The organism is Streptomyces sp. NPDC051219 (assembly GCF_040682335.1).
Lineage (GTDB): Bacteria > Actinomycetota > Actinomycetes > Streptomycetales > Streptomycetaceae > Streptomyces.
Genome location: NZ_JBFBAS010000049.1, coordinates 17,112 through 37,367, shown reverse-complemented (window position 1 = coordinate 37,367; position 20,256 = coordinate 17,112). Strand labels below are relative to the sequence as shown.

Here is a 20,256-nt window from a genome sequence, read left to right as displayed (position 1 = left end):
CTTCCCTGCGGCGTGATCCTGACCAGGTACGAGACGAGGCGCTGAGCGCCCGTCACGCGACTCGACCGCCTGCCGGGTCCACGCGAACGTGAACGCCACCACTGGGGTGGACAGCCGGCAGTGCGGCTTCACATCCACCACTACCGGACCCTGCTCAGTGGTCAAGATGTAATCCGGGATGTGCTTGCGGGCCTGCCCCTCCACAACGGCCTTCAGCAGGAAAGGCTGGGCCACGATGCCGCGTACGGACGGATCGAAGTCGGCAAAGAGCAACCGCGACAGTTCCAAGCGCGACTCGTAGATCACGTGGTCGTGCATGGTCGCCGACCAGTAGGTACCCGAATAGTGCTTTTGCCCTCGGCGCCAGCGGAATACCCGCCATGGCGCCGCATGAGATGCGCCCTGACCGGTGGCGATGGAGGCTGGAGGCATGAGGGCCCTGTGGTCCGGCATGATCCAGTTCGGGCTGGTTGCGCTGCCCGTGAAGCTGTACTCCGCTACGGAGGAGCATCAGGTGCGGCTGCGGGAGATCCACACCGCAGACGCCAGCAGGGTGCAGCACCGGCGGTTCTGCGAGGCCGAGGATCGTGAGATCCCGTACGAGCAGGTCGGGCGCGGGTGGGAGATGCCCGACGGCCGGCTCGTGCCCTTGACGGATGAAGACCTAGAGCGCCTTCCGCTCCCGACCAAGCACGTGGTTGAGGTGCTCGGGTTCGTGCCCGGTCAGGACATTGACCCGATCTCCTACAGCAGGCCGTACTACGTCGGCCCCGGCGCCCCGCCGGCTGACCGGCCGTACGCGCTGCTGGTGGAAGCACTCGCCCGCACCGGGTATGCGGGCGTGTGCAAGGTCGCGGTCCGGTCCCGAGAACGGCTCGCTGTGCTGAGGCCACGCCATGGCCTGCTCATCCTCCAGACCCTGCTGTGGCCGGACGAGCTGCGCGACCCCGGCGACCTCGCTTCGTCCGCGCCGGTCACCGACCGGGAGCTTGAGCTCGCTGAGGTGCTGATGCGGGAACTCACCGGCATCGAGGTCGGCGAGGTGCATGACGAATACCGTCACGCGCTGGAGCAGCTGGTCACCGCGAAGGTGTCGGGCGGAGAGCTGGCCGCGCCGTCCCAGCCCAAGCCCGTGGTGGACCTGATGGCAGCGCTGGAGGAGTCGGTGCGGGCTGCCCGCGCGTCTCGTGATTGACCACGGTGGCCGGCAGGCGTGGTCGGGCGTGTCGGGCGTGCGGAGAAGAGGTGTCGCCAGCCTAGGTCGGACCGGCGGCACAAGCGCGCGAAGAGTAGGCAGGCCAGAGCCTAGAATCGAACGAACGGGCGGTGAAATTGTGGAGCCGGTGGAGTAAGCGTGGCCGCAGCCGGGGCTGAGAGTCGCGCGCCGCAGCGGGGTGGAGCCGACGGACCGGCCGCGGAGGTCGTCCCGCCTCGCGCGGGCGGACGCGGAGGCTCGGGTCGTGGCCGAAGACGGAGGGGGCCATGACCGACTCCAGAACTCCGCAGGTCAAGGGCCAGACAGAATGAAGATCACAGATACCGTGCCCGGCATACCAGGCGGCTCCTGAACGCGGTAGAGCACGGTGACGCGGTCGCCGGTGTCTGGTGCCGGCGCCGTGGTGATCCGGCGGAGCTCGGCGCCCGCGATGGGCTCAGTGGAACTGCGCGGGTCGCGCGGATCCTGGGCGAGCTGGTTGAGAACGTCATGGACAACGCGGCGGCCGCCGGGAGAAAGGCGCGCAAATTCCTCGTACAGCCGTGGCGGTACGTCAACGGTCCAATTGGTCACGCAGCCGAGCCCTTGCCCTCAAGGTAGGCATACAGGTCGGCGACCGGTGCGACCTCGGTCGTGCCCGTGATCATCGCGGTAATGGCGGCCTGAACCTCGGTACGGGTCCGCAGGGCGACCAGGTGACGAGCCTCCGCGATGATGGCGGCCTGCTCGGCGCCGAACCGGGCGGCATCGAGTCGAGCATTGAACGCGGTCAGCTCGGTGGGGTCGATGACCGCGAGCGCGGCCCGGAGCTCGGCGAGTGTCTGCGGCCCTTCGCCAGCTTCCAGCCGGTGCGGGTCGGCGTACGCCGCGACGGGTGATTCGTGGGGCTGAGCGCTCATGCCGATGACCTCCGTCAATCCTGTGCTCCACGGTACGCGGTCTGGTCACCGGTAGGGCAAGGTCCTGGCAGATCCCAGTAGCCTCCCCCCGGCGGCCGCACCCCTCACTCTGCTGGGGCGGACCTCACCCGCGGCCGCCCTCGTACATGACGGCGCCCCGGTCGCTGTGACGGGGGCGCTGTCCTACCGTCGATCTGGCTGGTGTGGGTGAGGAGGGCGGCGGCGTGCTTATCGCGAAGCTGCTGCTCGTACGTCATGACGGGTCGGCGGGGCGGTGGACGGGGAGCTCGAAGAGGGGGACGTTGGTGTGCTCGAGCTCAAGGCGCTCCACGAAGGCGTCGCCGCGGGCCTTGATGCAGTCGGGGCACAGGTGCCGGGTGGTGGCGATCCAGCCCTCGGAGGTCATACGCCGGGCCCAGGCCGCATCCAGCTGGCGGGTGGGCAGGGTGAGTTCGTAATCGCTGTCCTCGTCGGGGCCCTGGACGTAGTAGGTGGCGCCGCAGTTGTCGCAGCCCACGACGTAGACGGTGCGGGGCAGAAGGGTCATCGGTTTCTCTCCGGACGGGCCGGGCCGGCCGGTTGTTGGCCGGCCCGGCGGTCGCCGACAGGGCGAGGGCTCTATCAGAAGGGGGGTTCGTCGCTGTAGCCGCCGGCGGCGCTGCTCCAGGGGCCGTCGGGGTGGCGGGCCGGGGTGGGCTCGTACGCGGGGTCGGGCGTGTAGGCGCTGCAGAGGGTGTACTCGCTGCGTTCGGCGTCGTACTGCTTGCCGGTGCCGTGGCATCCGGTGCAGTCGGCGGCGTGCGGGTCGTCGTCCGCGCCGCGCAGGCAGGTGACGGGCTCGGCGTGGACGGGGATGCCGTCGTTCTGCCAGATGACCGGCTCGATGACCCAGCCCGATCCCTGGCAGCCGCCGGGGCAGTTCGGCGGGTGCGGGTCGTCGTCCTCGGTGTGCTGCTCGTATTGGCCGCGCAGCCAGGTGCGCGCGGCCTCGGCCGGCAGCGGCATCAGCCAGTCGACGCGGCGCAGGGCGTTCGCGGCGGCCGCGGCCTGGGCGGCGTGGTGAGTGTCGGCCGCGTCGGCGAGGGCGACCAGGTCGGCGATGACGGCGCGCAGCAGCAGCGCGGTGCGTTTGCGGTCGGTGATGTAGTCGGGGTGGAAGGCCTCGGTGTCGCCGCGGACGGTGGCGTAGCGGGTGAAGAACTCTTCCTGCACCAGTTCGGTCAGCAGCCGCGGGATGGAGGGTGCGGGGGCGTAGGCGGGGTGGGCGGGCGGGGCCGTGTCGGCGGTCGGGGTGTGGTCGGTGATGGTCACGCTGGTCCTTCGTCTCGGTGGTGGGTGGGAGGCCCCGGGGCGGCTGGCTGAGCTTGGCGACCTGGCGGCCGCCCCGGGGCGGTGTCAGTTGGAGAGCCGGATCGGCATGAGCAGGTAGTTCAGCGCGTCGTCGCCCAGGTCGCTGCCGTCCTTGGTGGCGCCGGTGATCAGGGCGGGCTTGGTCGGGCCGACGATGGAGAACTTGATGGCGTCGGCGTCTATGGCGCCCAGGCCGTCCAGCAGGAAGGCGGGGTTGAAGGCGATCGTGAGCGGGGCGCCGGTCTCGGTGTCGAAGGCGGCGTCGATCCGGTCGCGGGCCTGTGCGTCGTCGCTGCTGCCGGCGCTCAGCGACAGTGCGCCCTGGCCGAAGTGGAGCTGGACGGGCTGGCCGCGCTCGGCGACGAGGGCGACGCGCTTGACAGCTGCGGTCAGTTCCTCGCTGTCGACGACGGCGGTGGCTTCGAACTCGGTGGGCCACAGGTTCTTGTACGCGGGCAGCTGGCCTTCCAGGGCGCGCATCGTGGTGCTGCGTGAGGGGCCGGCCATGCCGAAGACACCCTGGCTGGTGGGGAGAGCGAGCTCGACCTGCTCGGCGTCGGCGAGCATCTTGGCGGAGTCGAGCAGGGCCTTGGCGGGGATGACGGACTGGCCCTCGGCGATGTCGCTGGTGGACGTGAAGTCGATGGTGCGGACGGCGAAGCGGTAGCGGTCGGTGGCCGCAAGGGTGAGCTTGCCGTCGGCGACGGTGAGGTGAATGCCGGTCAGGATCGGCAGGGTGTCGTCACGGCCGGCGGCGACGGCGACCTGAGCGACGGCGTGGGCGAGGTCGCGGCCGGCGGCGGTGCCGGAGGCGTCACCGAGCTTGGGCAGGCTCGGGTACTCCTCCAGCGGCAGGGTGTGCAGGGTGTAGCGGGTGCTGCCGGAGGTCAGGACCAGCCGGGGGCCGACGAGTTCGAGGTCGATCGGGCTCTTGCCCTTGACCGTGCGGGTGATGTCGGACAGCAGGCGGCCGGGGACCAGGACGCTGCCGGCCTTCGTGATGTCGGCGGCCAGGCCGGCCTGAGCGGACACCTCGTAGTCGAAGGCGGCGACGGTCAGCTCTCCGGCGGCGGCCTCCAGCTTGAGGCCGGCGAGAGCAGGGGCGGGAGGCCGGGCGGGCAGGGCGCGGGCTGCGTCGGCGATGGCGGCGGCGAACGGGGCGTGTTCGAGGCGGAGCTTCATGGGGGCGGGTGTCCTCTCAGGCGGAGACAGCGGCGGGGGCGGGCTTGGTGATGTGGCTGCGCAGGTGGGTGTCGCGGACGTACTCCAGCGCGGCCTTCGTGGGGCTCTGCTCGCTCCAGCTGCAGGCGGAACAGGTGGCGCGGTAGGCGCTCCGGCCCGTGCAGCCGGCTTCCTTGGGCTTGCCGGTGGTGGTGACCTTGTGGGTGCAGACGGTCCCGTCGGCGTGGACGGCTTGATGGTGGCGGTGATGCGGGCCATCAGGGGTGGACCTCCGTGGTCTCGGATGGGTGAGCGTCGAGCTTGGTCTCGGGTGTGGTTGTGAGCGGGTTCAGGGCAAGGCCTCCTCATCGGGAGTCCCGAGTGACAGGCGGCGCGGCGGCCGCTCCGAGCGAGGTGTCTGGGAATCCGCGCGTGGTCGACCTGCTGGCGCGCGGGGAATGGCCATCCAGGCGTCGTACTTCTCGCGCTTGCGAGCAAGGCAGGGAACGTCTGGCCCCGGGTAGAGGAGGGCGTGCAGTGCTCGCAGGGAGGCCTGCTGCAGGATGAGAACGGTGTGAACGCTGCCACGGGTGTAGTGCTGGGCGGTCAGCCCATTTCGTGAGCACCAGTCGAGGAAGCCCTTAGTCAGCTTTTCGGATGCGGAGCAGAGGCTGACGCGCAGGTCCGGGCCTTGCTGGCCTGGTCTCCGCTTCGACAGGAGGACGCTTCCGTCTCCGTCGAGTAGGCCTCGAACGAAGGCGGCTTCGTACGCCCCTGGCAGCTCGTTGGGCCAAGCGATGATGTGGCTCTTGGCCGTCATCAGTCCGAGGGAGCGCAGCCGATCAGCCGCGTGCGGCGAGGTGAATCCGATCGACCAGTGGCGATCGCCGTTCTTTGGACGCACGCCGTTCTGCTGCGAGATGAGTCGTGCGATGCATTCGATCAGATCGCGGTCCTTGGAGCAGACGCTGACCCGGTTTCCCCGGTCGAGGTGTCCGTCCGACCAGATGATCCCGAGGAGCCACGCCACGGGGTCAGACCAGTAGTCGAAGAAGGTCTCGTTCCACGGGTACCGAAAGACGGGTTGTGTTTCGCCTCGGCGGGCCCGCTCGCGAAATTGCGTGCGCTGACTCTTCGGCTGGTCGTCAGGGATCCGGCCGTGTGGTCCTCTCGGGAGGCGGCCCTCTCGTTCAGCCTTCCGCCGCCGGGCTTCCCGACTTCGGCGTGCAATGCATGTGCGGCACTCCCGGCGGGTGCCGTCGGGCGAGACGTACTCGTTGTCGCCCTCAATGAGGTGACCGCGCCGACACACCCGGCCCTGCGCTCGGTCGTCGTTCCGGCCTTCCTCGGGGTGACTGGTCACTCCCATATCTCCTTCTCTGAGACCGCCACGAGCCGGCCTATCCGGGCGACGGTGTGGCCGAGGTGTCGCGCGGTGAGGTGGATCAGGTACTCGGTGGTGATCTCCCAGGTGGCGAGGGGGAGGTCGACCAGTCCGGGCGGTGGGATGCTGCGGGCGTTGTGGCCGATGCGGATCAGGGTCTGGGCGAGGCGCTGGTCGTAGGCGGCCTGACTCTCGGACTTGCGCCGGTCGGTCTCCAGGGCGGCCGCCCAGCGCATCAGCGGCCGCTTTTCGCTGGCCTGGGGTCCGTACCGCTGGGGCCGGTGGAGCTCCCAGATCGGGTCGGTGTCCTCGGGGCGGGCGGCGGCGACGATCGCCTCCGCTCCCCCGCCGGGCACCGGCCGGGTGGTGTAGAGCAGCGCGTACGCGCCGAAGCCGGCGCCGCCGCCGGTACGGAACAGGGTGACCCGCCCCGTACCGGTGAGCGGCTGGCCGCCGTCCGCGTCGGCGGGTAAGGCGGCCATCGGTTACCCGGCCTGGCGCTGGGCGGGGACGGCCACTTTGCCGTCCCGGTTTTTCCAGGCGTCCATGACGTCCTTGGAGATGGAGCCGACCTGCGAGACGGCCATCCCCTGGGCGCGGGCCCAGGCTCGGATCTCGTCACGTCGGCGCTTGTCGTCCAGCGACTGACCGCTGGCGCTGGCGGCCGGCTTCGTTGCCTTGCCGCCGTTCTTCAGGCGCCGCAGCTTGGCCTGGGCCTTGGTCAGGGTCTGGGTCGCCTCGGCGACTTCCGTCTCGGCCGCCTCGATCGCGGAGGCGTCGCGCTTCAGCTGCTGCAGTTCGGTCAGGCCGGCGCGGGTGCGGGCCGCCAGGTTGCGGATGCGGGCGGTGTGGCTGTTCTCGCCCCAGGCCAGGGCGGCCAGAGCGTGCGCCAGTTGCGGGTCGACGTCCGGGATCGGGGAGGCTCCGGCCTTGGCGTGGGCTCGGGTCAGTCCCTCGGTCTCGGCGATGGCGGCGATCTCGCCCACGGTCACGTCGGGCAGTTGCGCGCGGATGTCGTCGGCGGTGGCGCCGTTGTTCAGCATGTCGACGATGGCGGCACGGTAGGCGTCGTTCACTTCGGCTCCTTGGGGGCGGTGGTGGTGAATTCGCGGCGCAGCTGGGAGCGCCGGGTGCGGGTGGTGGCGGCCCAGATGGCGTCGCCGGCGTCGGTCGGGTGGTCGATGGCCCAGGCCAGGCATGCCTCGCGTGTGGCGAGGGGGCAGCGGCGGCAGGCCAGTTGAGCAGCGGCTCGGTCGTTGGAGTCGTCGCTGGTCCACCAGTCGGGGTGGGAGTCCGGGGCCTGGCAGGGCTCGGTACCGGTGAATCGGGGGAAGGGGGCGAGGCGGCCGCTCACGACGTGGTTCCGATCGGGCGGACCACGTGCATGTCGCCGTCGCGGTCGGCGTGGGTGTGGGCGCCGTCGCCGAGCTCGGCGGCCAGGTGGTCGGCGATGCGGGTGTTGTCGTGCCTGCTGGCGGAGACGGTCTGAAGCACGGCGGCCGGGCGGCCGGCGCACTGGCGGCAGGCGGTCACGCTCGGGCGGGGCGGGGCGGTGGTCACGACTTGCGCTCCCCCTGCGGCCGGACGTTGTCGATGCCGCCCACGGTCGGCAGCAGCAGTTCGAACGGCTCCCAGGCCTCGAGCCGGTACATCTCCAGCACCTCGACCGGCAGCTCGGCGCCGAGGGAGTGGTCGTTGTACGGGAGCAGTTCCGGGACGACGTTGGCGTGCTCGCCGTCGTCGGTGTCGTCGGCGGCCTGGTCGATGTCGGTGAAGGTGACGAAGACGCCGGTGTGGGTGCGCTCCAGGACGTACAGCCGCCGGGCGGGGGCCTCTTCGGGGTCGACGTCGTCGCGGCGGACCCAGATCTGGCGGGTGGCGGCGAGGACGGCCGGGTCGCCGGCGTCGGCCGCGTCGGTGATCCGCTGGTAGGCGTCGGCGCGGTCGAGCTGCTCGCGGTCGACGAGGTCCTGGACGGCGGCGGTGAGGTGGTCGCCCAGCGCTTGGGCGCCGATGAGGTCGGTGAGGAACTTCAGGAAACTCATGCCAGGGCCGCCTTCCGGGAGTTGCGGGGGCGGGGGTTGTGGGCGTCGACGGCGGCCAGGAGCCGCTGGAGGGCGGAGCCGCGCCGGGTACTGCGGAGGGTGGCGGGCATGCCGCAGTTCCAGCAGTCGGCCTCTTCACCGGTCCAGGCGACGAAGCACTGCTCGCGCTCGCAGACGGACTCCGGGGTGGTGTTCAGGCGGGGGCTGCGGCGGGCGATGGCGCGCATGATCGCGGCGGCGTTGCGCTTTGTGGTCTTCGGTCGGACGGTCGGGACGTGCATGATGGGGTTTCTCCTTCTCCGCTGCTGCGGGGTGAGGGGGCCCGGGGCGGCCGGCGGTTTCTCAGGCCTTGTGCGGCCGCCCGGGGCGTAGTCAGAGGACGATCTGCTTCTTCTCGGCGCGGTCCCAGCGGAGCTCCCAGTCGGGGCGCAGTCCGCGGGCGGACCAGTCGACGCGGCTGGTGCCGGCGGGGATCGGCTGGCCGGACATGGCGTGCAGCTGGGCGATCTCGCAGGCGCGCAGGGCGGAGGCGATGGCGTCGCTGCCGTCCTCGGCCAGGCCGGTGAAGACGTGGACGCCCTTGCGGGTCTTGTCCAGCCGGTGCTCGATGGGAACGTCGATCTCCCACACGGTGCGCGGGCCCATCACTCCTCGGCCTCCGGGTCGTACACGGCGGTCAGGGTGAGCGGGGTGACGAGGTAGCCGGTGGAGCTGTCCTCCTCCATCTCGTCGTCCTCGCCGGGGTAGAACACGGCCAGCTCCTCGATCGCCTCGGCGTCGCCGAAGTCGGGGATCCAGGTGAGGATCGCGCCGGTGGGCAGGCCTTCGCGGGTGCGGAGGTCCTCGCCGTGGGCGCGGGCGGCGTCGCGGTTGGTGTAGAGGCCGAGCGGCAGCTGGCCGTGCTCGTACTCCGTGCGGTAGATCGTGAGCTCGACCGGCTCGCCGGGGGTGAGCTGCGTGATGCCGGGGAAGACGGCTTCGGCGGCGGCCAGACGCTGGTCCAGCATCTCGATGTGGGCGAGCAGCTGCGGCACGTCCTGGGTCGGGTTGCCGGTGCCGGCGGCGGTGCGCAGGCGGATGTCGTGGACCAGGTCGCTGCGGTCGGTCGGGGCCGCGGGCGCCGTGCGGGTCAGGGTGGTCGGGGTCACGAAGTGCTCCGTTTCTGGTAGCGGTTGCGGGCCGGGCTGTCCGGTCCCCCACGTCGTCCGTGCCGGTGGCCTGCGGACCGGACGACACGGCCGGGTGGACAGATCAGGGCAGCTGGGGCGTGGTGTGCGGCAGGTCGATGCGGCCGCCGGCGGATCAGGCGGGGAGGCGGGAGGCGAGGGATTCGGCGCCGTGGGCTTCGACCTCGCGGCGGTCGATGAGCCGCTCGTACTGCTTGACCTGTCGGCGCGGCAGCTTCTCGACGTCCCAGCAGTGCCGCAGGTACGCGATGTGCTGGGCGCGGGCCTGGGCGTTGCCGAGCTGGTGGGCGTGGGTGAGCTCGTGGACGACGGTGGCGTTGATGTCGGTCTCGGTGCGGGCCTTGCGCAGGTTGATGGGGATGACCACGCCGTTCGGGCCGAGCACGGTGATGCCGTACCTGCTGCGCCGGCCTCGGCGGCACTCGCGCCGGTGCGCGGCCTGGATCCGGTCGGCCACTCCGGGGACGAGGGCGAGTTCGGTGTCGGCCATGAGGGCCGACCAGCGGTTGACGTCGCCGACCATGACGAGCTGCACCGGGGGCAGGGCGCCGAAGCGGCCGGCGACCAGACGCGCGGCGTCGGGGGCGATGGACTCGGTGTGCTTGACGAGGCGGCGCTGGAAGTAGGAGACGCTGTCGCTGGTGACCGTGAGCATGGCGTGGCCTTCCTGGAGCGGGGCGGGATGAGCGGGTGGTCAGCGGGCGGCGCGGGCGCGGGCGGCGGCGACCAGGAGCGCCTGGTGGACCTGCGCCTCGGTGCGGGTGAGTTGGTCGTTCCAGACGGGCACGAAGCGGGCGCCGGTGACGGCGAGCAGGTGACTGTTGGCCTGGGAGGCGGTGGCCCGGGTGCCGGTGCCGGAGCGGATCAGGTCGCGCTGGGCGCCGAGGATGCACACGCCGCGGCGGTCTTCGTAGTTGTGCTGGCTCCAGCCGCGGGCCTTGATGCGGTCGGAGGTGGCTTCCAGGAAGTCGGCCGTGGTGATGGATCGGCCGGTTCCCTTCGGCTGAGGAACAGTGGGAGCACTCGGGGCCGGGACGGCCGACTTGTCGGCGGAGGCCGGGGTGGCGGCGAGGACGGCGAGGTGCCAGCTGATGCGCACCACTTCGACCAGCAGGACGCCGGCGAAAAGTGCGGTGTACTTGAGCAGCCACCAGGCAGCCCGGGCGGTGATGATCGACGCCTTCTTCAGCAAGCGGCCGCTGGCGGAGGGGGTGCGTGGGTCGGGCGGGCACGGCCCGGTGACGATGCCGGCCTGGCGGATGAGGGTGTCGGTGTCCGGGAGCGCGGTGGCGGGCTCGGCCGGTGTGGTGTCGGCGAGGGCATCGGCCAGTTCTTCGGCGAGTGCTTCGGCGAAGGCTGCGTCGACTGCTGCGGCGAGGGCCGCTTCGGACCAGAAGGTCTGCGGAGCGGTCGCGGAGGCGGGCATGGCGAGGCCTTCCTGTCGGGCATGGGTCGGGTTGGGAGAGGTGCGCGGGGCAGGCGGCTGAGTGGTTGGCGACCTGGCGGCCGGCCCCGGGAGGGAGGGGGTGTCAGCGGGTCAGCGCGGTCGTCGTCGGCCGGTCTTTCGCAGCTCGTGGGTGTGGCACAGGACGGGCCCGATGAAGAGGCTGATTCCGTTCACCGTCCACCTGCCGTCAGTGACCGGGCCCGACGGGACCTCGTCCACGATCCGGCTGGTCCTGCCGGCCGCGCGGGGGTCGTCGTCGCAGGAGGTAATCCGTACCTCGTCACCTGCCTGGAACATCGTCACTCTCCTGATCGGTTGTTGACGGTGAAAGAGGCGTAGGTGCCGGGCGGGTAGAGGTAGTTGGACAGTGCGCCCTCGGCCGCGACGGCGACGGCGCCGAGTCCGGCGATGGCCGCGGCGGCGACGGTGCTGTGGTCGGCGGCCGTGGAGGCGAGCAGGGAGGCGGCCTGGCTGGCGCGGCGGGCGCCGGCGGGCGAGCCGTCCGGGTTCGTCATCGCGTCGTACGCGGCGGAGCGGAGGCGGTCTCGCAGAGCCATGGCGTATTCCTCGTACTGGTCGGGTCGGGAGGTCCGGGGGCGGCCGGCTGAGTTTTGGCGACCTGGCGGCCGGCCCCGGGGCGGGTGCGTTAGCTGTACTTCTTGGTCTGCTTGAGGATGTAGTCGCGGGTGACGCCGAGGACTTCGACGGCGTCGGTGCGGGCACCGTGGTACGCGCCGTCCAGCTCGGTCTTGACCGTCTTCCACATCTCGGCTTCTGCGGCCTCGCGGACCTTCTCGGTCTCTTCGAAGATCTTGTCTCGCTTGGCCTTGGCGGCGGCGAGCGTCTTCTTCAGGTCCTCACGGGCCTTTGCGATGTCGTCGGATCGGGGGGTCATGGTTCTGCTCCTCGCGGTGATGAGGGACGATGGTTCCGGCCCCCTGCTCCGGTTGGAGCGGGTTGGGAGGCCCGGGGGCGGCGGGCTGAGTTTGGCGACCTGGCCGCCGTCCCCGGGGCGTAGCTACTTGCCGCCGCTCTCGAGCGCGGCGATCTCGGCGTGGCCGTAGCCGATGTTCTTGTCGGCGATGCGCAAGTGCAGGACGGCGGCGAGCAGCCGTTGGTTCTCGTCGTCGTCACCGCGGGCGGCATACTCGGCGGCCAGGTTCCGCAGCGTGCCGAGCAGTTCGGGCACCAGGCTGCTGGCACGGAGGCTGTCCAGGACGTCGTCGATGTCGGCGCCGCTGTCGATATCGGCGCGCAGCTGGGTCAGGCCCTCGGCGAGCTCGTACGCGATGTCGCCGTCCCAGCGGTCGGGGTCGATCAGGTCGATGACGTACTCGGCGACGGTGCCGGCCGTGGTCTTGATGCCGAGGACGGCGACGGCGTACAGCAGGACCGTCCAGTCGTTGGCGGTGGTGAGCCAGGCCGGGCCGGTGTGGGTGAGCCACAGGCCGACCATGACCAGGAGGGTCGCGCTGGCGGCCGGGGCGGTGAGTCGGCGCGCTCGCTTCAGGGCGCGGACGGTGAGTCGGCGGGCGGTGCCGGTGGTCGGGCGCGACTGGCCGGCTTCAGCGGAGATGTGTGCCACGTGCTGCTCCTTCGGTGACGTGGTGCTGCGGGCTGCGGGTCGGTGGGTGTTACCAGACGCGGCCGTTGTGGGTGGAGGTCTTGAGGTCCAAGTGGCCAGCGCCCCGGACGTGGATGTTGCCGTTGTGGGTGCGGGCCGAGAGCCTGCCGCTGGAGGCCGGGGTGGCGCTGATCGTGACGTCGCCGTTGTGGGTGCGGGCGGAGCCGCGCTGGCCGTTGTAGGCGCCGATGGTGATGGAGCCGTTGTGGGTACTGGCCTCCATGTCGGTGTCGACGCGGTCGACCAGGACGGAGCCGTTGTGGGTCTCGGCCTCCAGGCTCTGGACGCCGGCGGCCTGGACGGAGCCGTTGCGGGCGTCGAGCCGCAGGTTCTTCAGGTCACCGCGGACGGTGGTCTCGGCGTTCTTCGTGTTGACCGAGAGGGAGGATCCGGCCGGAAGGGTGACGTCGATGGTGATGGTGCCGCTGCCGGCGACGATGGTGCCCTGGTCGGCGACGACGCGGCCGCCGGAGACGATCCTGCGGCCGCCGATGGTGATGTCGCCGCCGCTGATGACCACGCCGCTGCTGCTGCCGATGACCATGCTGTTGCCGCCGAAGCTGAAGACGCTGCCCCCGGCGTTGAACACCGTGCCGCTGTTGGTCTCGTCGTCGGGGACGATCACGCGGAGCGTGGCGCCGTTCTCGGTGAAGGTGGTGTTGGTGACGGCTTCGGCGATCGGGCCTTCGGTGTCGGTGGTGTGGACGGTGACCTTGGCGTGAGTGGCCTTCGGGTCGACCGTGACGTTGATGCGGCCGTTGGAGGCCTTGACGTCCAGCTCGATGGCTCCGGCGTGGGCGGCGGTGCGGTTCTGCTGCGTCACTTCTGCTTCTCCTCGTTGGGTGGTGCGGGTTGGAAGGCCCGGGGCGGCCGGCTGAGTTGGCGACCTGGCGGCCGCCCCGGGTGCTTGCGACACCTCAATAATGCAGACTTCGAGTATTCATTTCAATAGTATGCATACATCGGGTTCGGGCTTCTTGTGTTCTGGCTGGTCAGACGACTACCGGTTAGCTTGATCGGGTGCCGCCCTCACGGGTGATGCTGGTGATGGGGGCGTTGTTCGTGCCGGCGACGTGCACGCCGCTGGAGTTGCGGGAGGCAGCCGAGCTGACTGCGTCCCGGACGGCGGCGGCCTGGTCAGCGGTGAGCGGGCCACCACTGCCGGCGGGGGAGTTGACGCGGATGGGCTGGTTGTTGTCCCCGTCGACCGTGACGCCCTGGCCGGCGACGGGGGTGCGACCGCCGCTCTTTCCCGTCGTCTTGCCACCGGCGCCCGGGCGGGCGCGGCGCGGCGGGGTCTTGCCGGTCCGGGCCCGCTCGGCCTTGCGCTCGGCGGCGGCCATCGCCGCGGCGGTGGGGCCGGCGCACTCGGTGCAGCCGATGCTGATGCCGGGTGCGGTGATGCGGCCGCTGTCCTCGCAGACCAGGCAGGCCGGGCCCTTTGCGGGGGCGGGCATGCCGTAGGCCCGGCGGTACTTGGCGACCGAGGGGATCTTCAGCTCGGTCTCGCCCTTGTGCTTCCTGCCGCCCTCGGTGCCGGCCGACTTCGCGGTCTTCGGCGGGTCGGCGGGCACGCCGCCGGCCTGGAGGTTCCAGGCGCCGCGCAGGACGGCGGAGACGGGGGTGAAGGCGAGGTTGAGGGCCTTCTTCTTCGCCTTGCGGATCGGGGTGCGCACCGCGCGCCTGATCCGGGTCTTGGCCTTGCGCTTGGCGTACTTGGCGACGTACTTGGCCGCGCCGGTGATCTCTGCGGCGTAGTCGATCGGGGGCGGCGGCTCCTCGCCGAATCCGGCGTCGATGATCCACAGCGCTTCGGGCTGCGTGTCGACGTAGCCGTGGAGCTCGGCGTAGGTGCGGAAGTGGCCGGGGTCGACGAGGGGTTCGGGCCAGAGGTGGCCGGCGGGGCAGAGGACTTGGACGACGTCCTGGACGCCGCGCTCGTGGAAGAGGGTCAGGCCGGTGTCGGCGGCGCAGATCGGGCAGGTGACGGGGAGGGTCTGCCAGACGGTCCGCAGGGTGTGGGCCGGGTCCTGCTGGAGGTACATGAATCGGCGCTCGGCGGTGATCCGGTAGTAGCCGGCGGCCGGCTCGTTGGGCCGCAGCGGGTTGAAGGTCATAACGGACTCCCGTGATCTTTCGGGCGGGGAACAGGCGGGAACGGGGAGGAACCTGCAGGTCAGAGCGGGGGAACGCTGCCGGAACGGGGGCCCGGGGGCGGAACACTGTTCCCGATCTCTCGAGGCGTTCCGCCCGCGTTCCCGAGCTGTTCCGGACCCCTGACCTGCATGTTCCTCACGTGTTCCGGACGATCAGGAGCCGTCCGCGTCCTCGCCGGTGATCTTCTTGAGGTGCCGCAGGCAGTAGCCCTTGACCGTGCCCGCGCCGGGGCGCGGCCGGTAGCTGTCGGTCGTCCAGGACTTGCCGGCGGGGGCGAGCACCGCCTTGATCGCTGCCTTGAGCGCGGCGGCGCGGGCGGCCTCCTGCTCGGTGGCGTCGTCGCCGTCGAAGGCAGCGAGGTCCCAGCGGTCGGGGTCGAGCTGGGCGAGGCCGGCCGCGATCTCCTCCAGCTGAAGGCCGCTTGGGTCGCTGAGCGCCTGGAAGACCTGCCGGATGGAGGAGATCAGCTGGGGGACGGTGTCCTGCACCTCTCCCCCGGTCACGAACGTCTCGGCGCTCGCGTCCATCAGCTGCTTCAGCGTGATGCGGCTGAACTTCGCGGACTCGGCGTCGATGTCCACCAGGCCAGCCTTCGCCCGCTCCTTGCCGCGGCGCAGCAGCTCGTCGTCGGTGGCGTAGCAGGCGCGGTACGGGATGGGCTCGCAGTAGGCGCTGCCGGCCATCACGTACGCCACCGACGCGTCGTTGAGCTGGTCGCCCATGGCGGGCACGAGCCGGTCCGCGCGCCAGCCTTGGGCGAGCATGCCGTCGCCGAGGATCTGGACGACGTCGTCCTTGTCGCAGGCGGCGAGCACCTGGACGGGCAGCTCGACGAGCCACGTGTTGTCCTTGACCTTCTCCTTCGTGACGCCCTGCCCGGCAATGATCTCCGTGACATCGCTCTTCGCCGAGGTGATCGCCAGTTCGGCGAGCATGCCGTCCAGGTCCCAGGACACCTGCCGCTTGGCCTCCTCGTCGTAGTAGCCCTTGCGGCTCTCGCGGACCAGGGCCGGGAACTCGTCGACGACGACCGTGATGCCGGGCCGCTTGCGGGAGGTGACCCAGTTCTCCCCCATGCCGAGCGGGGTGAACAGAGAGGGACGGCCCTTGCCGATGTCCAGCGCCCACTGCAGGGCAGCCCGGGCCTGGGCCGGAGTAGTCGCTACGACGTGCATCGCATGGCGCAGGCCGCCAAAGCCGGATCCGGCACTGCCCAGGTCGATCCCGATGATGATCTGGTCCTCGGTCGCGGTGAGCGCGTCCAGAATGGCCCGCAGAATCGTGGACTTTCCGGAACGGCTGGCGCCGACGACATTGACGTTGGTGCGGCACATCGGCAGGGCCAGGGAACGGCCGGCCATGTCGGCGCCGATCTGGGCCTGGTGAATGTCCTTCGTGGAAATGGACTGCGGCTTGCGGTAGGGGAGTTCGGGAACGGCCTGCCAGGGATTGTCGCCGGGCACGCGAATGACGCAGTAGTTGCGGGACTGCGCGGACTGCTGCAGCAGGATGCTGCCGGTACGCACACCGGGCAGGCATGCCTCCAGCAGGTCCAGCCCGGCAGAGATCTTCTCCGGGCTCATCCGCTCCAGCCAGACGTGGATCTCGAAGCCCCACGCGTGCGGGTCGACCCGCAGCGCGGAGAGGGTGACCTTCAGGTCCTCGGTCAGGGCCTGGCGCATCATCTGCTCGAACATCCTCGGCGTCATGCCGAGGATGACCTGCTGGGGAACGCCGGCCTCGATCTGCTCCAGCTTCTCCATCTCCTCCTCGGTCACCTCGACATCGCGGCCCAGCCAGGAAGCGCCGGCGAGGTTGAGCACCAGGGCGCCGAGGAAGCCCCACACGTCCGCGAATCCGTACGCCGCCGCATCGGCCACGATCAGCGGGCCGTAAGTGACGCCGGCACGGAACGCGACGACCTTCTGCGCGTGCTTCTTCGCGCTCTGCGCGACGACCAGCTGCTTACCGGCCTCCAGCTGCAGAGCCACGGCCGCCGCCCGCTTCTCCTTGCGCTGCATGAGGGCGCGGCCGGCGCGGCGCGCGGCGCGGTCGGCCTCCTTCACGGTGGCCAGGGCGAGGTTGACGTCCGCGCGGGCCTTGGCACCCTCGACCCCGACGACCCAGGCACGCATCCGCTTCTCACCGCGGAAGACACGCGGCACGAAGCCGTGGACGGTGCGCTGCCGGGCCGCGGCCTTGCGCGCCCGCCGCCGGGCCTGCCGGCCGATGTAGCGGGCCCGAGCCTTGCGGCCTTCCGGGGTGCGCAGGGCCGGGTTGATCCAGGGACGGTCACCCTCGGGGTCGGGGCGCAGCTCCCACTCGTCGGCGGTGTAGACGGTGCCCTCCACCGCGCGATCGTGCTCGGGCTCCGGCTCGGGCTCCGGCTCGTCGACCGGTACCGGCACGACCGGGACGGTCGGGGCGGCGGCCGGGGCGGCCGGCTTGGTGAAGTCGACCGGCGCCGCCTCGGCGTGACGGGCCGACGGCAGCACGGTCACCGTGGCGGTCGGGCCGTCGCCGTACAGCGCCTCATACACCGGCTCGAGGTCTTCGACCAGCCTGATCAGCACGTCACGGGCCTTGGAGCCCTGGTCCGGGCCGACCACGCCGAGGTTCTCCATCACGTCCATGACCTGGGCGGTCTTGTCCCACCCGATGCGCAGCTTGCGCTGGAGCATCGACTGGGAGCCGAACTGGGTGGAGACGAGCAGCTCGGCCGCGTCCCACAGCAGCTTCCGGTCAAGGGCACCGCTGCCGATTTCCGTCGTGGTGTCGATCTCGGTCATGCTGGTCACGCCTCCATTGGGGTGGGCGCGAGACGGGTGCCGGGCTTCGCTTTGGTCGGTAGAGACCGGCGGTTTCGTCTCGCGCTCTTCAATTGGTTGGTCTTCGCCTTACGCGGCGGCGGCCGCTTCGTTCGCGCCGCCGGGGCAGTCGTTGCAGACGCCGTACCGCTTGGGGATCTCGTAATCGCGCTCGTTCTTGCAGGCCGGGCATATCCGGCGGGCCCGCAGCGCCGTGTGGATCGAGGCCCACATCGCCTCCGTCATCTGCCGTCGCGGTAAGGCCATTTCGACGCGGTAGAGGTACGCGAACTTGTCGCCGCTACGGGTCCGCCAGCCCAGTTGGCCGGCGACCGGCTGGCCGCCCGGCCGGAGTCCGCGGGCCTTGAGCTGTCGCATCGTGGCCCACTCCTCCGGGGGCGGCCCCATCCGCCAGGGCCAGGTCGGGAGCCCGAACCGCTTGCCTTCCGGATCGAAGTACCGACGGTTGACCCGTGGCATCACGCACTCCGCCGGCGCAGCTTCGCCTTGCCGATCCGGTCGTAGACCCACGTCCGGCTCGGCTCGCTCTTGTCGCGCTTGTTGCGCTCCTGACGGCGGCGCATCGTCTCGGTCTTCACGTCCGCCGGCGTCACGTAACGGCCAGCCTTCAGCTCGTCCGCGATCCACTGCTCGATGGCCTCGTTCTCGTCCGCCGAGGCACGCTTCGCGGTGACCGCGGCGGCCTTCTTCGCGCCGGCCGACAGCTTCCGAACGGTCGTCTTCCCGGAGGCCTTACGCGTGCGCGCGGATGCGGTATCGCGCGTCCGCGCGGGCGCGGATTCAGACGTGCGTGCGGACGGGGGGACGGACGGGTTGATCTGCGGAGATACCGTCCGCAACAGGGGCTTTCCAGACGGGTCCACAAGCCCCGTCACGGACGTCTCGACGGTCCGCGTGGGGAGGATTGCGACCCCCTGGGCGGACGCGGTCACGGACGCTTCAGGCTCCGTCTCGAGCGTCTTGCCGGACAGCTTCGCGGACGCTTCCCGACGCCAGGCGCGGGCCTCGGCGAGGTCACCGAGGACGACCGCCAGACGAGCCTCCGCCTCCACCCGCAGGCCGAGCATGTCAGCCGACAGCAGCCGCAGAAGATCCTCCGGCATCTCGTCCTCGCCAGCGCCCTCGTGGACTCCGTACGCGGCCTGCCAGGCGTCCTCCTCGGACAGCTTCTCGTGTCCGGCAATAGCCCGCAGCCGACGGGCAGTTGCCCACACCTGGGGCAGTTCGCTCTTGCGCTGCTCCCGCGTCTTCGCCGCGGCCTTGCGGGCCTGGCGGGCCTGCTTCATCAGCTCGCGGTACTCGCGGTGCCGGCCGAGCTGGACCAGCTGCCACACCATGATCGGGATCACGGACGAGGCGGCCAGGACAGAGCCGAGGATGACGCCGTACTCCTCGCCGCCGACGTGCGAACCGTGCCGGTAGTTGACCCACGCGGCCAGGCCGGCGAACGCGTAGATCGCGATCCGGTACGGCCACGGCGAGCGCTGCTCCTTCATGGCCTTGGCCTCGCCGGCCGTCGCCGCCCAGGCCGAGCACTCCAGCATCACGGGCAGCAGGCCGACCAGCAGGTAGCCCACCCAGCCCATCTCTTCCACGATGCCCGTGGGCTTCAGCGACGCGGCCTGGGAGATGAGCGCCGGCACGATGCTGCACGCCATGACCGCGAGCGCCGCCGACAGGTCCAGGTGCTCCGCCAGCCACTTCGGCGCCGCGTTGAGCCGGGCGACGAACTGCTCGCGCCGCTCCTTGCGCCGACGGGCCTGCTCCCGGCGCCGCTCCTTGTCGGCTCGCTCCTTGGCGGCCAGCTCGGCCTGCTTCTTCGCGAGGTCGGCGGCCTCCTTGGCCTCTCGGTCCTTGCGGATCCGATCGGCCTCGCGGTCCTTGGCCTCCTGCTCGGCTGCCTTGCGCGCCAGCTCCTGCTGGAACGCCAGCTGCTTGTCCTCACGGGCCAGCCGGGCCTGCAGCTCCTCGGCCTCACGGGCCTGTCGGGCCCGGGACTCCTGGTCTTCCCGCTTGGCGGTGCGGAAGTCGGTGATGCTCATCGGGTACCTCCAGCGGGGGCCGCCGCGTGCGGGGCGTAGTGGTACAGGGCGACGACCAGGGCGATGACGGCACCGACTGCGAGACGCTGGCCGGCGTCGGCCATGAGGCCGAGCAGCCAGGCGCCGCCGGCGACGGCGAGGGGGATCTGCGCCCAGTTGAGGTCGGAGAGTGCGCGGGTCAGGCCGGCACGGATCTCGATCACGGCGCTGAAGCCGCGCGCGTCCAGGTAGGCCAGGCCGGCGACCGGGAGTGCGAGAAGAATGCGCTGCCACCAGCTCGCCTCAAGGCCCAGCGCCCAGGCGGCGCCGAAGAGAATCAGACCCGTGATGGACCAGGTGGTGACCACGGCCTGAAGCCAGACCAGGGAGGCCTTCGTCTCGTCAGTGGTCGGGGTGTCGGTGGCGGTCGTGGCGCTCATGCGGCCCGCACCTCCGCCACCAACTCGCGGACGGCGGCCGCGGAGGCGGCGCCCATGCCGACCCCGGCCTTGCCGATGGAGACCGGCAGCTCCGGCTCGGTGTGCAGCTCGTCCGCGCGGGCGATGTTCTCGTAAGCCTCGAAGTCGGCCTCGGACCAATCGGCCGGGTCACCGTGCGCGTACCGGAACAGCAGCGCCGGCGCATCGACCGACTCACCGAGGACCACCCGGTGCAGCTCCGCCACCCGGGCCGCCTTCGCCTTCTCGCCGGCCTTCGTCGCCTCACCCTCGTCGATGCCGAGCATCACGTCGGCCAGGAACTCCAGCCGCTCCGCCCGCTCGTCCGCCGACTCGTCCGGCGCGCCCACCCACAGCTCGGTCTTCACACCGGTCAGCAGCTGGAGCTCGAAGAGGGCCTCGACCCGGGCCAGTTCAGTGGACTGGGAGGCGGGTCGGTGACCTGCAATCATGGTGTTCACGGGTCGTTCTCCGTTTCA

Annotated in this window: 29 protein-coding genes and 1 pseudogene; 1 reads left to right on the top strand and 29 read right to left on the bottom strand. The window is 70.9% G+C overall.

The annotated features are described in order from the left end of the window. On the bottom strand, positions 1–432 hold a 432-nt coding region (locus AB0M62_RS31875; RefSeq protein WP_366077830.1), incomplete at its 3' end, for a TnsA-like heteromeric transposase endonuclease subunit. Here AB0M62_RS31875 and AB0M62_RS31870 point away from each other — a divergent pair. Further along, a complete protein-coding gene (locus tag AB0M62_RS31870) occupies positions 431–1,195 on the top strand; it encodes a Ku protein (RefSeq protein WP_366077829.1) in 765 nt (254 codons plus the stop codon). The genes AB0M62_RS31875 and AB0M62_RS31870 overlap by 2 nt on opposite strands. A 312-nt stretch (positions 1,196–1,507) precedes the next feature. On the opposite strand, the gene AB0M62_RS31865 is transcribed toward AB0M62_RS31870, so the two are convergent. From AB0M62_RS31865 to AB0M62_RS31730, 28 genes and pseudogenes are all read right to left on the bottom strand, one after another. Continuing rightward, positions 1,508–1,789, bottom strand: coding sequence for a hypothetical protein (locus tag AB0M62_RS31865; protein WP_366077828.1), 282 nt, complete (start codon positions 1,787–1,789; stop codon positions 1,508–1,510). Next, positions 1,786–2,115, bottom strand: coding sequence for a hypothetical protein (locus AB0M62_RS31860; protein WP_366077827.1), 330 nt, complete (start codon positions 2,113–2,115; stop codon positions 1,786–1,788). The genes AB0M62_RS31865 and AB0M62_RS31860 overlap by 4 nt, the downstream gene beginning before the upstream one ends. A gap of 253 nt (positions 2,116–2,368) precedes the next feature. Continuing rightward, a complete protein-coding gene (locus AB0M62_RS31855) occupies positions 2,369–2,662 on the bottom strand; it encodes a hypothetical protein (RefSeq protein WP_366077826.1) in 294 nt (97 codons plus the stop codon). Positions 2,663–2,736: 74 nt separating this feature from the next. Next, positions 2,737–3,426 (bottom strand): hypothetical protein, encoded by a 690-nt coding sequence (locus tag AB0M62_RS31850; protein ID WP_366077825.1) that lies wholly within the window; start codon positions 3,424–3,426, stop codon positions 2,737–2,739. Between the two features lie 84 nt (positions 3,427–3,510). Beyond that, on the bottom strand, positions 3,511–4,647 hold the full coding sequence (dnaN, locus tag AB0M62_RS31845; RefSeq protein ID WP_366077824.1) for a DNA polymerase III subunit beta: 1,137 nt from the start codon (positions 4,645–4,647) through the stop codon (positions 3,511–3,513). A 328-nt stretch (positions 4,648–4,975) separates the two neighbouring features. Beyond that, positions 4,976–5,656, bottom strand: coding sequence for an LAGLIDADG family homing endonuclease (locus AB0M62_RS31840; RefSeq protein ID WP_366077823.1), 681 nt, complete (start codon positions 5,654–5,656; stop codon positions 4,976–4,978). A 329-nt stretch (positions 5,657–5,985) separates the two neighbouring features. Continuing rightward, entirely contained in the window at positions 5,986–6,492 is a 507-nt protein-coding gene (locus tag AB0M62_RS31835; protein WP_366077822.1) for a hypothetical protein, read from the bottom strand. Positions 6,493–6,495: 3 nt separating this feature from the next. Continuing rightward, positions 6,496–7,086, bottom strand: a complete 591-nt coding sequence (locus AB0M62_RS31830) for a histone-like nucleoid-structuring protein Lsr2 (protein WP_366077821.1) — start codon at positions 7,084–7,086, stop codon at positions 6,496–6,498. Continuing rightward, positions 7,083–7,364, bottom strand: coding sequence for a WhiB family transcriptional regulator (locus AB0M62_RS31825; RefSeq protein WP_366077820.1), 282 nt, complete (start codon positions 7,362–7,364; stop codon positions 7,083–7,085). The genes AB0M62_RS31830 and AB0M62_RS31825 overlap by 4 nt, the downstream gene beginning before the upstream one ends. Beyond that, entirely contained in the window at positions 7,361–7,570 is a 210-nt protein-coding gene (locus AB0M62_RS31820; protein ID WP_366077819.1) for a hypothetical protein, read from the bottom strand. Before AB0M62_RS31820 ends, AB0M62_RS31825 begins: the two co-directional genes overlap by 4 nt. Beyond that, positions 7,567–8,055, bottom strand: a complete 489-nt coding sequence (locus AB0M62_RS31815; RefSeq protein WP_366077818.1) for a hypothetical protein — start codon at positions 8,053–8,055, stop codon at positions 7,567–7,569. The genes AB0M62_RS31820 and AB0M62_RS31815 overlap by 4 nt, the downstream gene beginning before the upstream one ends. Further along, positions 8,052–8,336 (bottom strand): hypothetical protein, encoded by a 285-nt coding sequence (locus AB0M62_RS31810; RefSeq protein ID WP_366077817.1) that lies wholly within the window; start codon positions 8,334–8,336, stop codon positions 8,052–8,054. Before AB0M62_RS31810 ends, AB0M62_RS31815 begins: the two co-directional genes overlap by 4 nt. Positions 8,337–8,427: 91 nt before the next feature. After that, positions 8,428–8,700 carry a hypothetical protein gene (locus tag AB0M62_RS31805; RefSeq protein WP_366077816.1) on the bottom strand — a complete coding sequence of 91 codons (273 nt, stop codon included), beginning with the start codon at positions 8,698–8,700 and terminating at the stop codon, positions 8,428–8,430. Beyond that, the gene (locus AB0M62_RS31800; RefSeq protein ID WP_366077815.1) at positions 8,700–9,203 is read right to left on the bottom strand and encodes a hypothetical protein; all 504 of its coding nucleotides are present in this window, start codon (positions 9,201–9,203) and stop codon (positions 8,700–8,702) included. Before AB0M62_RS31800 ends, AB0M62_RS31805 begins: the two co-directional genes overlap by 1 nt. A gap of 154 nt (positions 9,204–9,357) precedes the next feature. Next, positions 9,358–9,897 carry a hypothetical protein gene (locus AB0M62_RS31795; protein ID WP_366077814.1) on the bottom strand — a complete coding sequence of 180 codons (540 nt, stop codon included), beginning with the start codon at positions 9,895–9,897 and terminating at the stop codon, positions 9,358–9,360. A 39-nt stretch (positions 9,898–9,936) separates the two neighbouring features. After that, positions 9,937–10,668, bottom strand: coding sequence for a hypothetical protein (locus tag AB0M62_RS31790; protein WP_366077813.1), 732 nt, complete (start codon positions 10,666–10,668; stop codon positions 9,937–9,939). A 111-nt stretch (positions 10,669–10,779) separates the two neighbouring features. After that, positions 10,780–10,986: a hypothetical protein gene (locus tag AB0M62_RS31785; protein WP_366077812.1), complete on the bottom strand. Its 207-nt coding sequence runs from the start codon at positions 10,984–10,986 to the stop codon at positions 10,780–10,782. A 2-nt stretch (positions 10,987–10,988) separates the two neighbouring features. After that, entirely contained in the window at positions 10,989–11,246 is a 258-nt protein-coding gene (locus tag AB0M62_RS31780; RefSeq protein ID WP_366077811.1) for a hypothetical protein, read from the bottom strand. A gap of 89 nt (positions 11,247–11,335) precedes the next feature. Then, complete coding sequence (locus tag AB0M62_RS31775) at positions 11,336–11,584, bottom strand: hypothetical protein (RefSeq protein WP_307717445.1); 249 nt, start codon at positions 11,582–11,584, stop codon at positions 11,336–11,338. Positions 11,585–11,707: 123 nt separating this feature from the next. After that, positions 11,708–12,274, bottom strand: coding sequence for a hypothetical protein (locus tag AB0M62_RS31770; RefSeq protein WP_366077810.1), 567 nt, complete (start codon positions 12,272–12,274; stop codon positions 11,708–11,710). 49 nt (positions 12,275–12,323) lie between these two features. Then, on the bottom strand, positions 12,324–13,136 hold the full coding sequence (locus tag AB0M62_RS31765; protein WP_366077809.1) for a hypothetical protein: 813 nt from the start codon (positions 13,134–13,136) through the stop codon (positions 12,324–12,326). Positions 13,137–13,320: 184 nt separating this feature from the next. Next, the gene (locus tag AB0M62_RS31760; protein ID WP_366077808.1) at positions 13,321–14,430 is read right to left on the bottom strand and encodes a hypothetical protein; all 1,110 of its coding nucleotides are present in this window, start codon (positions 14,428–14,430) and stop codon (positions 13,321–13,323) included. Between the two features lie 192 nt (positions 14,431–14,622). After that, on the bottom strand, positions 14,623–16,635 hold the full coding sequence (locus AB0M62_RS31755; RefSeq protein ID WP_366077833.1) for an FtsK/SpoIIIE domain-containing protein: 2,013 nt from the start codon (positions 16,633–16,635) through the stop codon (positions 14,623–14,625). Positions 16,636–17,007: 372 nt separating this feature from the next. Continuing rightward, positions 17,008–17,205 (bottom strand): annotated as a pseudogene (locus AB0M62_RS31750) (DNA translocase FtsK); the annotation flags it as partial. Positions 17,206–17,367: 162 nt separating this feature from the next. Then, positions 17,368–17,757 (bottom strand): RRQRL motif-containing zinc-binding protein, encoded by a 390-nt coding sequence (locus AB0M62_RS31745; RefSeq protein ID WP_366077807.1) that lies wholly within the window; start codon positions 17,755–17,757, stop codon positions 17,368–17,370. After that, a complete protein-coding gene (locus AB0M62_RS31740) occupies positions 17,757–19,340 on the bottom strand; it encodes a hypothetical protein (protein ID WP_366077806.1) in 1,584 nt (527 codons plus the stop codon). The genes AB0M62_RS31745 and AB0M62_RS31740 overlap by 1 nt, the downstream gene beginning before the upstream one ends. Then, positions 19,337–19,759 carry a hypothetical protein gene (locus AB0M62_RS31735; RefSeq protein WP_366077805.1) on the bottom strand — a complete coding sequence of 141 codons (423 nt, stop codon included), beginning with the start codon at positions 19,757–19,759 and terminating at the stop codon, positions 19,337–19,339. Before AB0M62_RS31735 ends, AB0M62_RS31740 begins: the two co-directional genes overlap by 4 nt. Further along, a complete protein-coding gene (locus AB0M62_RS31730; RefSeq protein WP_366077804.1) occupies positions 19,756–20,238 on the bottom strand; it encodes a hypothetical protein in 483 nt (160 codons plus the stop codon). The genes AB0M62_RS31735 and AB0M62_RS31730 overlap by 4 nt, the downstream gene beginning before the upstream one ends. Between the last annotated feature and the right edge of the window lie 18 nt (positions 20,239–20,256).

Coding starts and splice junctions, on each gene's coding strand:
- AB0M62_RS31870 (WP_366077829.1), top strand. CDS start 431: ATGAGGGCCCTGTGGTCCGGCATGATCCAGTTCGGGCTGGTTGCGCTG.
- AB0M62_RS31860 (WP_366077827.1), bottom strand. CDS start 2,115: ATGAGCGCTCAGCCCCACGAATCACCCGTCGCGGCGTACGCCGACCCG.
- AB0M62_RS31855 (WP_366077826.1), bottom strand. CDS start 2,662: ATGACCCTTCTGCCCCGCACCGTCTACGTCGTGGGCTGCGACAACTGC.
- dnaN (WP_366077824.1), bottom strand. CDS start 4,647: ATGAAGCTCCGCCTCGAACACGCCCCGTTCGCCGCCGCCATCGCCGAC.
- AB0M62_RS31835 (WP_366077822.1), bottom strand. CDS start 6,492: ATGGCCGCCTTACCCGCCGACGCGGACGGCGGCCAGCCGCTCACCGGT.
- AB0M62_RS31815 (WP_366077818.1), bottom strand. CDS start 8,055: ATGAGTTTCCTGAAGTTCCTCACCGACCTCATCGGCGCCCAAGCGCTG.
- AB0M62_RS31810 (WP_366077817.1), bottom strand. CDS start 8,336: ATGCACGTCCCGACCGTCCGACCGAAGACCACAAAGCGCAACGCCGCC.
- AB0M62_RS31805 (WP_366077816.1), bottom strand. CDS start 8,700: ATGGGCCCGCGCACCGTGTGGGAGATCGACGTTCCCATCGAGCACCGG.
- AB0M62_RS31795 (WP_366077814.1), bottom strand. CDS start 9,897: ATGCTCACGGTCACCAGCGACAGCGTCTCCTACTTCCAGCGCCGCCTC.
- AB0M62_RS31790 (WP_366077813.1), bottom strand. CDS start 10,668: ATGCCCGCCTCCGCGACCGCTCCGCAGACCTTCTGGTCCGAAGCGGCC.
- AB0M62_RS31785 (WP_366077812.1), bottom strand. CDS start 10,986: ATGTTCCAGGCAGGTGACGAGGTACGGATTACCTCCTGCGACGACGAC.
- AB0M62_RS31780 (WP_366077811.1), bottom strand. CDS start 11,246: ATGGCTCTGCGAGACCGCCTCCGCTCCGCCGCGTACGACGCGATGACG.
- AB0M62_RS31775 (WP_307717445.1), bottom strand. CDS start 11,584: ATGACCCCCCGATCCGACGACATCGCAAAGGCCCGTGAGGACCTGAAG.
- AB0M62_RS31760 (WP_366077808.1), bottom strand. CDS start 14,430: ATGACCTTCAACCCGCTGCGGCCCAACGAGCCGGCCGCCGGCTACTAC.
- AB0M62_RS31745 (WP_366077807.1), bottom strand. CDS start 17,757: ATGCCACGGGTCAACCGTCGGTACTTCGATCCGGAAGGCAAGCGGTTC.
- AB0M62_RS31740 (WP_366077806.1), bottom strand. CDS start 19,340: ATGAGCATCACCGACTTCCGCACCGCCAAGCGGGAAGACCAGGAGTCC.
- AB0M62_RS31735 (WP_366077805.1), bottom strand. CDS start 19,759: ATGAGCGCCACGACCGCCACCGACACCCCGACCACTGACGAGACGAAG.